The organism is Pseudomonas profundi, assembly GCF_008638305.1.
GTDB classification, from domain to species: domain Bacteria; phylum Pseudomonadota; class Gammaproteobacteria; order Pseudomonadales; family Pseudomonadaceae; genus Halopseudomonas; species Halopseudomonas profundi.
Window position 1 is genome coordinate 1 of the sequence record NZ_VTPZ01000017.1, and the last position, 13,875, is coordinate 13,875.

16 protein-coding genes and 1 pseudogene are annotated in these 13,875 nt (G+C 55.4%); 6 read left to right on the top strand and 11 right to left on the bottom strand.

Translation table 11 applies throughout. The annotated features are described in order from the left end of the window. Positions 1-42: 42 nt before the first annotated feature. The 3 genes from FZE95_RS20140 to FZE95_RS20150 are packed head-to-tail and all read right to left on the bottom strand — an operon-like array spanning position 43 to position 1,018. Positions 43-360 carry a DUF4113 domain-containing protein gene (locus FZE95_RS20140; protein WP_449619079.1) on the bottom strand — a complete coding sequence of 106 codons (318 nt, stop codon included), beginning with the start codon at positions 358-360 and terminating at the stop codon, positions 43-45. After that, entirely contained in the window at positions 330-578 is a 249-nt protein-coding gene (locus tag FZE95_RS20145; protein ID WP_150302149.1) for a DinB/UmuC family translesion DNA polymerase, read from the bottom strand. Before FZE95_RS20145 ends, FZE95_RS20140 begins: the two co-directional genes overlap by 31 nt. Beyond that, positions 473-1,018, bottom strand: coding sequence for a Y-family DNA polymerase (locus FZE95_RS20150; RefSeq protein ID WP_223825118.1), 546 nt, complete (start codon positions 1,016-1,018; stop codon positions 473-475). The genes FZE95_RS20145 and FZE95_RS20150 overlap by 106 nt, the downstream gene beginning before the upstream one ends. Before the next feature lie 107 nt (positions 1,019-1,125). On the opposite strand from FZE95_RS20150, the gene FZE95_RS17680 reads away from it, so the two are divergent. Beyond that, positions 1,126-2,094, top strand: a complete 969-nt coding sequence (locus FZE95_RS17680) for an IS5 family transposase (protein ID WP_150302151.1) — start codon at positions 1,126-1,128, stop codon at positions 2,092-2,094. 447 nt (positions 2,095-2,541) lie between these two features. Here FZE95_RS17680 and FZE95_RS17685 read toward each other — a convergent pair. The 4 genes and pseudogenes from FZE95_RS17685 to FZE95_RS17700 all read right to left on the bottom strand — a co-directional run. Further along, positions 2,542-3,252 (bottom strand): annotated as a pseudogene (locus FZE95_RS17685) (HAD-IC family P-type ATPase); the annotation flags it as partial. Positions 3,253-3,325: 73 nt separating this feature from the next. Further along, the gene (locus tag FZE95_RS17690; RefSeq protein ID WP_223825125.1) at positions 3,326-6,010 is read right to left on the bottom strand and encodes a Tn3 family transposase; all 2,685 of its coding nucleotides are present in this window, start codon (positions 6,008-6,010) and stop codon (positions 3,326-3,328) included. Positions 6,011-6,122: 112 nt separating this feature from the next. After that, complete coding sequence (locus FZE95_RS17695; RefSeq protein ID WP_150302152.1) at positions 6,123-7,427, bottom strand: MFS transporter; 1,305 nt, start codon at positions 7,425-7,427, stop codon at positions 6,123-6,125. A gap of 12 nt (positions 7,428-7,439) precedes the next feature. Beyond that, entirely contained in the window at positions 7,440-7,718 is a 279-nt protein-coding gene (locus FZE95_RS17700) for a metal-sensing transcriptional repressor (RefSeq protein WP_150302153.1), read from the bottom strand. A gap of 75 nt (positions 7,719-7,793) precedes the next feature. Between FZE95_RS17700 and FZE95_RS17705 the strand changes: the two genes are divergently transcribed. The 5 genes from FZE95_RS17705 to FZE95_RS17720 all read left to right on the top strand — a co-directional run bounded on the left by FZE95_RS17705 (position 7,794) and on the right by FZE95_RS17720 (position 11,759). Continuing rightward, a complete protein-coding gene (locus FZE95_RS17705) occupies positions 7,794-8,156 on the top strand; it encodes a hypothetical protein (protein WP_150302154.1) in 363 nt (120 codons plus the stop codon). Positions 8,157-8,202: 46 nt separating this feature from the next. Beyond that, positions 8,203-8,937: a HupE/UreJ family protein gene (locus FZE95_RS17710; protein WP_150302155.1), complete on the top strand. Its 735-nt coding sequence runs from the start codon at positions 8,203-8,205 to the stop codon at positions 8,935-8,937. 15 nt (positions 8,938-8,952) lie between these two features. After that, complete coding sequence (locus FZE95_RS17715) at positions 8,953-9,615, top strand: hypothetical protein (RefSeq protein ID WP_150302156.1); 663 nt, start codon at positions 8,953-8,955, stop codon at positions 9,613-9,615. Between the two features lie 385 nt (positions 9,616-10,000). Beyond that, positions 10,001-10,123 carry a hypothetical protein gene (locus FZE95_RS19935; protein WP_256669918.1) on the top strand — a complete coding sequence of 41 codons (123 nt, stop codon included), beginning with the start codon at positions 10,001-10,003 and terminating at the stop codon, positions 10,121-10,123. A gap of 241 nt (positions 10,124-10,364) precedes the next feature. Next, positions 10,365-11,759: an MBL fold metallo-hydrolase gene (locus FZE95_RS17720; protein WP_150302157.1), complete on the top strand. Its 1,395-nt coding sequence runs from the start codon at positions 10,365-10,367 to the stop codon at positions 11,757-11,759. A gap of 68 nt (positions 11,760-11,827) precedes the next feature. Here FZE95_RS17720 and FZE95_RS17725 read toward each other — a convergent pair whose 3' ends face one another. Genes FZE95_RS17725 through FZE95_RS17740 form a run of 4 tightly spaced genes read right to left on the bottom strand, consistent with a single transcriptional unit; the run spans position 11,828 to position 13,872 of the window. Beyond that, on the bottom strand, positions 11,828-12,613 hold the full coding sequence (locus FZE95_RS17725; protein ID WP_150302158.1) for a sulfite exporter TauE/SafE family protein: 786 nt from the start codon (positions 12,611-12,613) through the stop codon (positions 11,828-11,830). Between the two features lie 57 nt (positions 12,614-12,670). Next, entirely contained in the window at positions 12,671-13,096 is a 426-nt protein-coding gene (locus FZE95_RS17730) for a YeeE/YedE family protein (RefSeq protein WP_150302159.1), read from the bottom strand. Between the two features lie 9 nt (positions 13,097-13,105). Next, on the bottom strand, positions 13,106-13,537 hold the full coding sequence (locus FZE95_RS17735; protein WP_150302160.1) for a YeeE/YedE family protein: 432 nt from the start codon (positions 13,535-13,537) through the stop codon (positions 13,106-13,108). Next, positions 13,534-13,872 (bottom strand): ArsR/SmtB family transcription factor, encoded by a 339-nt coding sequence (locus tag FZE95_RS17740; protein ID WP_150302161.1) that lies wholly within the window; start codon positions 13,870-13,872, stop codon positions 13,534-13,536. Before FZE95_RS17740 ends, FZE95_RS17735 begins: the two co-directional genes overlap by 4 nt. Between the last annotated feature and the right edge of the window lie 3 nt (positions 13,873-13,875).

Consider the following 13,875-nt stretch of genomic DNA (forward strand, 5'->3'; position numbering starts at 1 on the left):
TATCGCCGATAAGTGGGTCAGATTTGAACCGTCGTTGACATCTCAGCGATCCTTCACCGTAAACAGCTCAGAAAGCTTCGTCGTATAGGCCGGGCTCAGATGGTTACGTTGCATATCCCCCGAGAACTGTCGCTGCAAGCGCCCTGGCCGTATCGTTCCACGCCTCCACCTACCGTTGATCTCGTCCGTGCTCAGGGGCTGTGCGGGCTCGAACAGGCCAGGCGTAAGCTGCTCACGGTCGCAGAGGTCCATTAGAAGGATCGACGCCTTTGCATATGCCGGCCCTTTTTTATAGATACGATCAAGTCCATCCAGCGCCGTCTTTATCATCAGCCTGCTGTCGTCAGTTGGATATGGCAGAGTATGGCTCTTGAATACTTCTGTTCGTTTTCATTGAACATTCCTGTTCTGATTCCAACCTGCATTGGTTTGCAGAATGAATTCTGTCCTCGCATCTTCTCAGCTGCCCTGGTCACGTAACTTGTAACCGCCTCCTGAAGTTCAGTAAGCTCATAAAGTCTGCGGCCAAATGAACGACTCGTACAAATCTCCTTTTTTGATGGGGTGTCAGGCTCCATATCAAGACAACTGACCCCGGCCAACTCTCTCGCTGTTTTTTTTCTAATACACTAAACCTCTTTCGCAATAGTGCCGTATCAGATTTGGCAAGATCCCATGCAGTCTTTATATCCATCTCATGCAATTGCTCATTTAGCATTCTCCCAATCCCCCACACTTCACCCACGGGCATAACCTTCAAAAGGTTATCCCTCTTACCAGGGTCGCATATGTCCACAACGCCGCCGGTTTGGTTTTGCCAGCATTTAGCTGCTGCATTAGCTAACTTGGATAATGTTTTTGTTGTGGCTATTCCAACACCAACCGGTATACCTGTCTTTTTTAATATCTCAGCGCATAGTGAGTATCCAAGACGATCCAACGGCTCGGGCATCCCAGTTATATCTGCAAAGGATTCGTCGATGTAAAGGAAAGATGTGACGGTGTGGACATATGGCACACGTTGCTAAACACAATGATGTAGCGCTTAGTCAGTATGTCTATGGAACGTCTGAAAAAGACTTTCTAAAACGGTAAAATGGCGCAGCCCATTTTCGAGATCACCGCATGAAACAGATGAGCTTCGCTGACGCCGAATACGCCGGAAAACGTAAGCAGACCCGCCGTGAGCGCTTCCTGATCGAAATGGATCAGGTTGTCCCCTGGAAGCCATTGCTGGCATTGATCGAGCCCCATTATCCCAAGGGTGAAGGTGGGCGCCCTGCCTATCCGCTGGAAGCCATGCTGCGGGTTCATCTGATGCAGAACTGGTTTGGCTACAGCGATCCGGCGATGGAAGAGGCCCTGTATGAAACGACCATCTTGCGGCATTTTGCGGGCTTGCAGCTAGATCGCATCCCCGACGAAACCACCATCCTCAACTTCCGTCGCTTGCTGGAACGCCACGGCATGTCCACCGCGTTGTTCGAGGTGGTGAACCGTTACCTGGGTGAACATGGGCTAATGCTCCGCCAAGGGACCATAGTCGATGCAACCATCATTCATGCACCCAGTTCGACCAAGAATGCAGACGGAAAGCGTGATCCCGAGATGCACCAGACAAAGAAAGGCAATCAGTACTATTTCGGCATGAAGGCGCACATCGGTGTGGATGCTGACACAGGTCTGGTTCACAGCCTCGTAGGCACACCTGCCAACGCTGCTGATGTCACTCAGGTAGACAAGTTGCTGCACGGCGACGAAACTCATGTGTGCGGTGATGCTGGTTACACCGGCGTCCAGAAACGGGACGAGCATAAGGAACGCAAGTCCGTGGTCTGGTCGATTGCCGTGCGTCCTGGCAAGCTCAAGACGTTGAGCAAAACCAAGCTGATTGAGAAAGGGTTACGCCGAATCGAACGCGCCAAAGCCAGCACCCGGGCCAAGGTCGAGCACCCGTTCCGGGTGATCAAATGCCAGTTTGGCTTTACCAAGGTGCGTTACAAAGGTTTGGCCAAGAATACCGCCCAGCTGCATACCCTGTTTGCCTTGGCGAACCTGTGGATGGCCCGAAAGCAGTTGTTGAGCGCGGGATAAATCCGCCCGGAGTTTCGGGTATGGCGGCCTGACAGGCCGAAAGCGGGCTTAAACACCCCCAAAGCGTGACCAGGCTCGATGAAATCGTTCCCGAAATGATTTTTTGCGCGTTGAGGTCAGAATCGCCGCCAGCGGGGTCAGTTCTTCAGACGTTCCCTATAGGCTCGCTTCTTTTTGATGTTAAATCAGGTTGCATGTCCATCGTCGCGACGAGGTGCTTTAAGCAGTATATGCGCCCGCTCGTACACAGCCCGTGACAGCTCGATTGATATCCGCCTCCTACGAGAGGGGTGGAGCGAACCGCGTGCTCAGATTGGTTCTTGAGCGTTTTGCGTAGCAACATGCTGGCTGATTTCACCATCACTACTTCACTTTTATATGGAAACAATTGCGGCTCTGCTGACCTCTAGCCGAAAGGAAACGATACACGGGTTCTGGTCGGTCGTCAGCCCTGCCATCGCGAAACAGCACACCGCTGTTTGCAGTCTTGCCGGTGGCAACCATAACCGACATGGGCGTGGCCAAACCGAGTGCGCACGGACAGGCAATGATCAGCACCGCCACGGCGTTGATCAAACCAAACACCCATCCCTGCTCCGGGCCAAACAGACCCTAGGCAAAAAACGTCGCTATGGCGATGGCTACCACTACGATCACAAAATGGCCGGCAACGGAGTCGGCCATGCGCTGCATTGGTGCTTTGGAACGCTGCGCGTTGGCCACCATCTGCACAATCTGCGAAAGCATGGTTTCTGATCCAACATGAGTGGCCTCGACCACCAGCGCACCGTGCACATTGAGTGTAGCGCCGATAACCATATCGCCAGCTCGCTTGGTAACCGGAACCGGCTCGCCTGTCAGCATGGCTTCATCAACCGCACTTTCTCCTTCCACAACGAGACCATCCACCGGGACTTTTTCACCCGGGCGAACCCGCAACTTGTCGCCCAGATGCACGTGTTCCAGTGGAACATCTTCCTCGCTACCGTCGCGGTTGATCCTCCTTGCGGTTTTCGGAGACAGTCCCAGCAGAGCTCTGATCGCCGAAGAGGTCTTCGATCTCGCGCGCAGTTCCAACATCTGTCCAAGCAGGGTTAACGAGATAATCACGGCAGCTGCTTCGTAGTACACGCCGATCCGGCCACCAACGTTGAAAGAGAGGTCCGGCCGGTAAAAGCGCCAAATTTAGCCGAATGTTCTGTAACTGCATGATGTGAAAGGGAAAATCCGGTTATTCGATTTCCAGATCAAAAGCCATCTCTTTAACCTTCTTAGACAGATTCAATTCAAAGCTGCCAAGCCTGCCGTAATGGTCTGTGCGGTACGGTGAAAAGCCTGTCATATGTTCCCGCTTGATATCGTGCCCTTCCTGCTTTAGCTGGTTGAATATCTCTGTCATCGCATTCACGTTGTAAAGAATCGCGAAGTTCGCCAGTAAGTGGTTGTACTTGATGATTTTGCTTTGTTCATGTTTGAGGTTGGCGCTGATTTTCCCGCCATTAGCGAAGAACAGCCAGCGGGCGAACTCGTTGAACTCTTCACTCTTACAGGTTGCCGCCTGGATGGTCTTTCGCAAATCGAGATCGGTGACGTATTCCAGTAGAAACATGGTCCTGACGACCCGTCCCAACTCCCGGAATGCAAAGTAAAGCTTGTTTTTGCGGTTTTTGGTGCCAAACCGGCGCAGGATGGTTGATGCAGTGATCTTCCCGGCCTTCACCGACATGGCCGTACGCATCATGTCGGGATAATGGGTCTGGATGAGATCCCATCGAATGGGGTCACTGAACAGCGACTGGATATGCAGGAGTACCATCTTCCGGTCGGGCTTATAGAACACCAGATCCTTGATATTTCGGATCCGGGGCATGAGCTTAATGCCCAACAAGTAGGCCAGCCCAAATACCGGTGTCGACTGTGCCTGGGTGTCGCCGTGTACTGTATCCGGATTGAAGTCGGATTCATCGTTCAACAATCCATCCAGGATGTAGATGGCTTCGTAGACGCCGCACGGTATGAATCGGCTAAACAATGCGATATAGGTATCGGACACATGGTAGTAAGCGATACCGCCGTAGCTTCCATACCGCAGATGGTATTCCGATAGCAGGTTGTCCTCATATAGATCCCACAGTTTACCGTCGGCCGAAACGCTGTTGCCTGATCCCCAACAGTTAATCAAATGGTATTTCTTATAGGCATTATTGACTTTAGCGATGGCTTTATCGAGGCGCTCCTCCGTGGTTCTCTTGAGGTTGAGCCACGCCACCTGTTTGCGTGTTATGCCTTTAACCGATCGCGCGGTTTCAGTGGGGCCAATGTTGGTACCGTAGCAAAACACGGCCAATACAAAACGTAAGAGCGGGTCATCGACCCGAGACTCATTGCCAGAAAGTGGAGCAAACAGCCGATTTAGGTCCAACCATTTTTCTACGTTAATGATCATATCGAGCAGATTGATCTTCTCCAGGCGTTCCCGTAGGAGATTTGAGAGGGCTTCAATTTCGGGTGGCACCTCATCGGGCTTGGGCTTGCCGATCACCAGTTTGCCTTTTTCAATGCGCACCAGCTCATCTTCGGGGAAACGCTGGTCGGCTTTCAGACACGAGTCTTCCATGGCGGTTCTCAATGCAGCTGTGAACGCCGCATCCCCCGCCACCAGTCCAACCTCCTCGCAATAAGCTTCCAGACCTGCCTCGTACTCTTCCCAGGTGATCATCTGCTCTCGGTAATCGTCGAAGGTCTCACTGTAAGGAATGAACAAATCGCCAGTGCTTAGCTCCTCGGCGATGCGGTCAAAGACACACAACTCAAAGCACAGCTTATTGACATGGGTGACGGTCGCCGTTCTAGTGGACTTGCCGGTGACAAGCTTCCACCACTTATCGCGAATCCATCGGATATTGAGGATGTTTTTGCTTGAGGGAGAGTCGGGATCGCTCAAAATGCACAGGTACTCTGTGCGACGGTTCCTATGCTTAAGGATGAACTGGAAGGCCTTCAGCAGGTCCTTGTCTTCGGTGGCCGAGGCTAAATTCAAAATCTCGATGGTGCGGAACAGCGTCGCTCTTTGCTTCTTAAACAGCGGCACCATGAATGGCAGATAATTATTGCCCGCATAAGCCATGTACTGCTCACACATGTGCAAAATTTCTTTGCCGTCCTTGCCCAATATCGGATCGAAAGCGGCGATTGATGCTGGCCGGTCCATGTAGACCTTGACTGTGCCCGACAAGACGGCGATTAGACGGTCCGTTTGCTTTTGATGGTGAGCTAAATACTGCTCCAGCTGCTTTTCCGCTGTCCGATCCATCTTTTGCAGGATCTTGATCACAATCTCGGCGGCTCTATCAAGGGTCTGCGCGTACTGGTGGCGGATGAGCACGATCACTAGCGCCACGCGCTTGTTCGCCTTGAGTTTCATCAACTCGGCATAGTCCAGCGCCTTTGCTTCATTGATGAACTGCCGGTGTTTGACTGGCGGTAATCCCAGGTCCGTCGGCAGACTCTCTTGAAGTGACGTCAGCCATTCCAGATAGGTAATGTAAGCGTGAATATTGCGCGGCGTCGGGCGCTTTGGCTCGTTTTTAAGCGTGCTCCAGCCGAACCCGCTAGGTCCACTGGAGGAGCGGAGCACTTGCGCAACGAGCTGTTTGCCTTCGGCATTCAGATAGCCGCAAAGCTGATCATAGTAAGTGTTGTTGACCTCCGCTCGCGCCGACCGGCAGAGCCGCTCGAGTGTGCTGAACCCTGGTAGTTCATATTGTTCTTTCACCAGGTGTTCCAGGGTGACGTTGATGATGTCTGCCAAGGCCTCCTTGGTTCTTGCGGCGCTGCGAGCCCAGTCGGCGACTAACTCTCCTGTCTTCGCAGAATCGTACGGCCGGATGTTCAAATACCCACGAATCAGCTTGATGTGCCGGTCTTTCGCGCCGGACGCGTTGTGGCGACCGTCCTACCTGAACTGTTCCCAGCCTCTTAGTAGACCACTACATTTAATCTTTTAACCTTTTTGATCCAGAACAGCGTTACTCCGGCCATTTCGGGTGCAGACTGTCGATAACGTAAGGGTGGACATGCTGACGGCCAGACGTTGCGGTGTGCGGGTGATTGTCTGCAAGATCATCATGTCGGTGCAGGAGTTCTGTCGGATCATCAGATGGCCATAGCCTGATAGCTGGGATCAGCGCAACCAGCGCAAGGCTGGCCAATACCACCAGAGTAATTTGCATGCCAGCGACCGATCCAAGCCAACCGGCCAGCGGGTACGCTACCAGCCAACCGGCATGGGACAAAGAGAACTGGGCGGCAAAAAGCGCTGGTCGGTCTTCTCCATGGGAAGAACGGGTGAGTAGCCTGCCAATAGGGGTTTGTGTGGTAGAAAAGCCAACACCAAGCAAGGCCCAGACCGGGAGCAGCCAGCCCAGCCTGTCTACAGGTAATGCAAAAACCAGCCCGGAAATGAGGATGCCGGCCCCCGTCAGCATGACCCTACGATCCTGCCATCGCTTGAGCAAAGCTGGCAAAGCCAATGCCGCCAGCATCGAGCCGCCGCCAAAGGCAGCAAAGGCCATGGCCGTATGCTGGTCGGTCAGGCCGAAATGGCCCTTGACCAGCACCACGGTATTCACGATCACCATGGCACCTGCCAGGCTGACAACAAGGTTCAACGCCATCAGACCCCGCAGACGGGGCGTTGCTGCAAAGATTTTGAATCCGCGCCGGGCACGCTCATACACGCCCCGGCGTTTCTCCGGTTTCGCGCCCGTTGGCAGCGTCACTGAAACCACGAGCAGTGCCGACGCAATGAAACCAATGACTGTTCCTGAAAAAAGTCCCTGCCAGCTTGTGATTAGCAATATCACCGCCGCCAGAGCCGGGCTGATGAGATTTTCCATGTCATAGGCAAGGCGGGAAAGCGATAGAGCCTTGGTGTAATCGTCTTCATCCGGAAGCGTATCCGGGATGGTGGACTGAAACGTGGGGGTGAACGCAGCGGAGGCGGACTGGAGTACCGCGATTAGCACATATATCTCCCAGACTTCGGTAACGAAGGGCAACGCGAGTGCCGTGGCTGCACGCACCAGGTCCAGCGAGACCAGCATCACCCGGCGCGGCACGCTCTCAGCCAGTGCCGAGGCCAGTGGTGCGATCAGCACATAGGCGACCATCTTGATCGCCATCGCGGTACCTATTACCTGGCCAGCTTCGTCTTCAGCCAGATCAAATGCCAGAAGACTTAGCGCAACGGTCGCTAGCCCGGTTCCCAGCAGAGCCACTACTTGGGCTAAGAACAAGTGCCGATAGGTGCGGTGTTTCAGAATCTCAAGCATGGATCACCAGAATTAAAGATAACGGGCGATGGCCTTGAATTCATCAACACGCCTTTGTTGGTGAGGCTCCAAAGGGCCAATCGCGTCGTCAAGGCAGTGCTCAATGTGATCCTGGACCAGCACTCGCTTTGCCTGTTGGATGGCTTTTTCGACAGCATGGAGCTGTTGCGCCAGTTCAAGACAGGGTCGCCCACTCTCGATCATTCCAATAACACTGCCAAGATGACCTTGAGCGCGCTTGAGGCGTTTGACGATGTCCGGATGCGATTGGTGTTTATGATCATTTTCCATCTTTAATTCCTATCCCCCTGGGGGGGATGTTATCCTTTGGCACCATATTAATCCAACAGCCAAAAACTGACACCTATGATTACGGCCATCCACCGTAAAAAGCTGCTTCCAATTCTGGTCATGCTGTTCGCGCTGGCTGGCATGTCGCTCTCGGTCATCGGTGAAGCCTCTTCCCATGGTATCGCTGAACTGGCTGAAACGTCGGTACTGGATCAGGATGACCACCCACACAGCCACGACGATTCTGATGGGAAGTCAGATATTCACCTACATCACGACACGGGTAATCACAGCCACGAATCCGTGGATCACCTGACGATCCGCCTCCTCTCTGACTACTCGATCTCACTCCGGCAGCCCATTCCCTTCGCCGGAGATTCTCCCCGCAGTTTTCGTTATCGGCTCTATCGCCCGCCAAAAGCTTTTCTGACTGTTTGAGTCTCGCTGCGTCGCAGCGTTTTAAACCAAAACTGTTGGAGTCATTATGTTGTCAACTTTGCTTGACGGTCGTTGGCGTGCGCACACAGCCGCCGGCGGACACCGTTTCATCTGGATTTTTCTAACACTCGGATTGCTCGGGATGAGCGCCGACGTACTGGCCCATGCCGTTGCCGAGGGCGATAAGGGGTACATCCAGGAAATCACCGGGGTAAACCTGATTGCGTTCATGTACCTCGGGGCCAAGCACATGGTCACCGGTTATGACCACCTGCTATTCCTGCTGGGGGTGATTTTCTTCCTCTACCGTATGCAGCACATCGCCATCTACGTGAGTCTGTTTGCGCTGGGGCATTCCACCACCATGCTGTTGGGCGTGTATTTCAACGTCGGCATCAACAGCTACCTCATCGATGCCATTATCGGCCTCTCGGTGGTGTACAAGGCGTTGGATAACCTGGGGGCGTATCAGCGCTGGTTCGGCTTCCAGCCCAACACCAAGGCCGCAACACTGATCTTCGGGTTCTTTCACGGCTTTGGTCTGTCCACGAAAATCATCGAATACGACATCTCTCCGGATGGGCTGGTGCCAAACCTGCTTGCGTTCAATGTAGGTGTGGAAATCGGCCAGCTTATTGCTCTGGCCATGATCCTGATTGTCATGAGCTTCTGGCGTAAAACCGATGGCTTTTTCCGCCATGCCTACACCGCCAACGTTGCCGTGATGGGCGCAGGCTTCCTGCTCATCGGCTATCAGCTCACCGGTTATTTTGTCGCTTAATTCTGGAGATCTTTTATGTACAACACTGATATGCCTTCACGTGGCGAATTGCCCAGCTCCGCGCGGCTGATTCGTTCAACCATTATCGCCGCCATCGTGGCGTTGCTGCTGCTGACAACCGTGGTAATGCCCGCTGAATACGCTCTGGATCCCACAGGCGCAGGCCGTCTGCTGGGTTTGACGGAGATGGGTGAAATCAAGGAACAGCTTGCGGAAGAAGCAGCCGCCGACGAGGCCGCGAAAATGGTAACGGCGCAGTCCAGCGAGGAGAGCGCACCAGAGCCCGCCGTAACTGCTTCCGAGACAGCCGCAGCGCCTGAACCTGACGCCGCGCCAAAAGCGGAGGCACCCGCTGCCGAACCCGAATGGCAGGATGAGGTGCGTGTAGTACTTACCCCCGGTGAAGGGACGGAGTTCAAACTCACCATGGAAGAAGGTGCCGTGGCGCGCTTTTTCTGGGTATCCGAGGGTGGCCCCATCAACTACGACACCCACGGTGACGGCAGTGGCCAGTCCATCTCTTACGAGAAGGGCCGTGGTGTCTCGGAAGACGAAGGCGAACTGGAGGCTGCGTTCACAGGCAACCACGGCTGGTTTTTCCGCAACCGGAACGATGATGACATCACGCTGGTGCTTCGTACCAGCGGTAACTATGGCGAGTTAAAACGGGCGATCTGATGTAGGAAGCCTGAATAGTCGCCGTCATGGCCGGGCCAGTCTCTACCCAACTGGCTCGGTTGATGATGAAGGGTGGTTTCACATGAGTGCTGATAGCTCCCTCAAAGTCTTTGGGGGCCTCGCGGGTCGATGGGTAGGACACTTAAGGTTGGTAGTTGTCGCTCTAACTCGGCAATACGGTCATAGAATGCTATTTTGCCTCCCATTTTCAGGTCAACCACCCCTTGGCTGCTATGCTCGTGGCAATGGTGGCTCGCAAGACGCTTTTTCACCATTGACTGGCATACGCGACGAGGCTGAGACAAACGACTCGAAAGGCTGGGCATGATCGGAACCCGACTTTAGCCAGAGCGACCCAGCTTACTACTGTACAGGAGCGACGACCATGATGGACGGAATGATGAATGGAGGAGCAATGATGTGGGGTATGGGGCTGATAGGGCTTCTGGTCATTGTCCTCCTTGTCTTTGGAATCGTTGCCTTGGTGAAGTATCTGTTCAAAAAATGAAGAGACCAAGCTTATTAGGCTCAGCATCGGCTGGCTAATTAGGGTGACGACCGCATTGATGCGATCATGCGGCAGGCAACTCTACATCTGAGTGGATAGGTAAAGATTGAGGGGATGGCAGCAAGGAGCCCTGCCACAGGCCAGCGATGCCGGTCAATGACCGATAGCCTGAACGACCAGAAGCACACATCGTCCAAATAGATATTGGGCAACCCCGCCCCGCCTATCAACGGAGTTAACGATGCTTGTTTTTGAGCCTGTGTATACAGATGGTCTGGCGCAGATTTCCTATTTAATCGGCGACAGCAAAGCGGCAGTGACTGCGGTAATTGATCCTCGTCGCGATATCGATATCTACGTGCGAATGGCGAAAGAGCGAGGCCTGCGAATCGCCTACGTTATCGAAACACACATCCACGCGGATTTCGTATCGGGTGCCCAGGCGCTGGCGAGCCGCACCGGTGCGCAGATCATCGGAGGCCGTTCCGATGCCTACCACTTCGATCTTCGCCAGGTCAGCGATGGCGAAACATTGAAGCTGGGTCAGGTACGAATGCAGATCATGCATTCGCCTGGGCATACGCCCGAACACATTTCGCTGCTACTGTTCGATGCGCAGCAGGGCGACCAGCCATTCGCGCTGTTCACAGGCGACACGCTGTTCAACCTCGACGTTGGGCGCCCCGATTTGCTTGGAGCCGGCAGCGAGCGGAAGCTGGCCGGCGAGCTGTTCCATACCCTCTTCGACCGCTATCTGCCACTGGGCGACCGGATAGAAGTGTATCCCTGCCACGGCGCCGGCTCGGCCTGTGGCAAATCGATTGGTGATCGGCGTCATTCCACCCTTGGCAACGAGCGGCTCTTCAATCCCGCTCTGCGGGAACAGCGTAGCGAAGAGGCGTTCATCGATTGGCTGCTGGCCGACATGCCGGAGCCGCCGCGTCACTACGCGCGCCTGAAGAAACTGAACGTGCGACCCGCCGCGCAGATGGAAGGCCCCTCGCTGCCACCACCCCTGTCGCCCCAGGATTTCGAAACGCTCGCCGGGGGCGGCAACGGCATGCAGGTCGTGGACATCCGCTCGATACTGGCCTTTGGCGGCGGGCATGTGCCGGGTGCCATCAACATTGCGTTGCGTAACGAGTTCGTCAACTGGGCGGGAAGGATGCTCAATGACTCTCGCCCGATCCTGCTGGTGGGCGAGTCGGCAGACGATGTCCATCAAGCCGTCACCCAACTCTACCGCATCGGGCTGGATGACATCCGAGGCTACCTGCGCAACGGCATGACGGACTGGCAGAACGCGGCACTACCGTTGAACAGGCTGCAGGAGTGGACCGTCCACGAGCTGAACGCCCGACGCGAAGAGACCGAGGTACAGGTGCTCGATGTGCGCAGTCCGAATGAGGTTGCCAACGGTTGGGTGCCCGGCGCGAAGCATATATTCGTTGCCCATCTTGCCGATCAGCTTGACGAGCTGGACCCGAATAAGACCATTGCTATCTACTGCGGATCCGGCTATCGCGCCTCCATCGCCGCCAGCATCTTAAAGAAAGCCGGCTTCTCCGACGTGGCGAACATTCCAGGGTCCTGGGCGGCGTGGAACGCTGCAGGTCTGCCTGTTGAAACTAGCTGAACCGAGCGGTGGGTCAGGCTTTCCCCGGCCCACACAAAACGACGTATGACGCCAATGTGGTTGCCCTGTTACAGCACTACACGTAACAGCAAGGCGGTCGCCGCAATGGCTGCGACCAGGCCGAAGGCCCTTTGCAGAACCTGCCCGTTCAGATGTGCCGAGACGAAACGCCCGGCGACCATGCCGATGACGGCACCTGCCGAAAATGGAAGGGCGACCGCCCACAGAATGCTGCCCGCCAGCGCTGCGGACGACACACCGCTAAGCGAGACGAGCCCGATGACCGCCAATGAGGTTGCCGCGATCGAGCGCATAGGCAGATCGCTGAAACGGCTCAGCGCCGGAACCAGAACGAAACCACCGCCTACCCCCAGCAGCCCTGACAGAAAACCCGCCAAGGCGCCAGATGCAGCCACCGTCGCCGCACAACGAGACGTCCAAGGAAAACGACCGGTCTGAGGGTTCAGGCGACAGGGAACAGCCTCCGTGGTTGGCTCACTGTTGTCCGGACGTTTCAAGGAGTTGAATGCAACCCAGAACAGCACCATGGCAAAAATTACGGCAAGCACGTTGTGCTCTACCCGCCCGGCCGTCCAGACCCCAACAGGGGCAAGCAGCACGCCGCAGCACGCCATCAAAGCCGCTGCCTTGTAACGGACGACGCCATCCCTGAGCCCAATGATTGCGCCGATCCAGGCGGCCAGGCCGACGGCCATCAAGCCGATTGGAGCGGCCTGTGGCAAGTCGAGCCCAACCATGAATATCAGCAGGGGAACCGTGAGAATACCGCCGCCTGCGCCCGTCAACGCTAGAACAATACCGACGAGCATCCCGAGTCCGATCTCAATCGTCATAGCCAGCCTTCAGTCTCTATTCCATGCCCTCGCGCCCTGAACCTTTAACGCGCCTGATCACCGCGACGTCGCCGACAGGCGCGTTCGGAGCTCGTACAGACCCATTCCTACAAGCATCGCAACGACGAAAATAACCGGCTCCGCATTACCACTTGCGAGCGAGGCCACCGCGGGTCCCGGACAGTAACCTGCTAAACCCCAGCCTGCACCGAACGCCAAACCGCCCAGGACGAGACGGCGGTCGATTTGGCTGGCGGTGGGCAATCGCATGGTATCGCCCAGGATCGACCGGGATCGTTTGGAAGCGAAATGGAATCCGACACTCGCCACCAGAATGGCGCCTGCCATGACGAACGCGAGCGAAGGATCCCACGCACCTGCCAGATCAAGGAATGCAATGACCTTCGACGGGTCAGTCATGCCCGATAAGATCAAGCCGAGCCCGAACACCAGACCCGCTACAAATGCACTCAACAGCTTCATGCCAATACCTCAGCCGAATAGGTGGCGTACGATGAAAACAGTCACGAAGCCGCTGGCCATGAACAGGGTCGTAGCAACGAACGAACGCGGCGAGCGACGAGACAATCCGCACACCCCGTGCCCGCTGGTGCAACCGGAGCCATACCGGGTGCCGACGCCGACCAATAAGCCGGCGACAATAAGCGTTGCTGTGCCCGCATTGATGTCGACGGCAGGCAATGCGAAAGAGGTTTGGAACAGCAGCGGCGCGACGACCAAGCCTGCTACGAACGAAACACGCCAAAGCACGTCGCCGTTCACGGGACGCAACAAACCGCCAATCACACCGCTGATGCCGGCGATACGCCCATTCATAAGGATGAATAGAGTGGCAGCGAGACCAATCAGCGCTCCCCCAGCCAGCGAAGACCAGGGTGTGAAATTTGTCCAATCGATCATCATACGAATGTCTCTTCGGCTTCAGGATGCTGGCAGTAGAGCCTGTACAGTACCTGCATGACCTCCATCGCCTGATAGCTAGCGATGCTGTAGTGGACCTGCTTGCCTTCCCGGCGAGTGGTGACCAGGCCGCTGTTGCGCAACACAGTGAGCTGCTGAGACAAAGTCGGTTGCACGATACCTGTCGTGGTTGCGAGGTCGCCTACGCAATATTCTCCTTGCGTCAGCTGACACAACAGTAGCAGGCGATCCGGGTTGGCTAGGACCTTCAACAGGCCGCAGGCTTCCGTCGCGCTGCTATGTAACGTTTCAATATTGATGCCTACTATCGAGGCCATGAT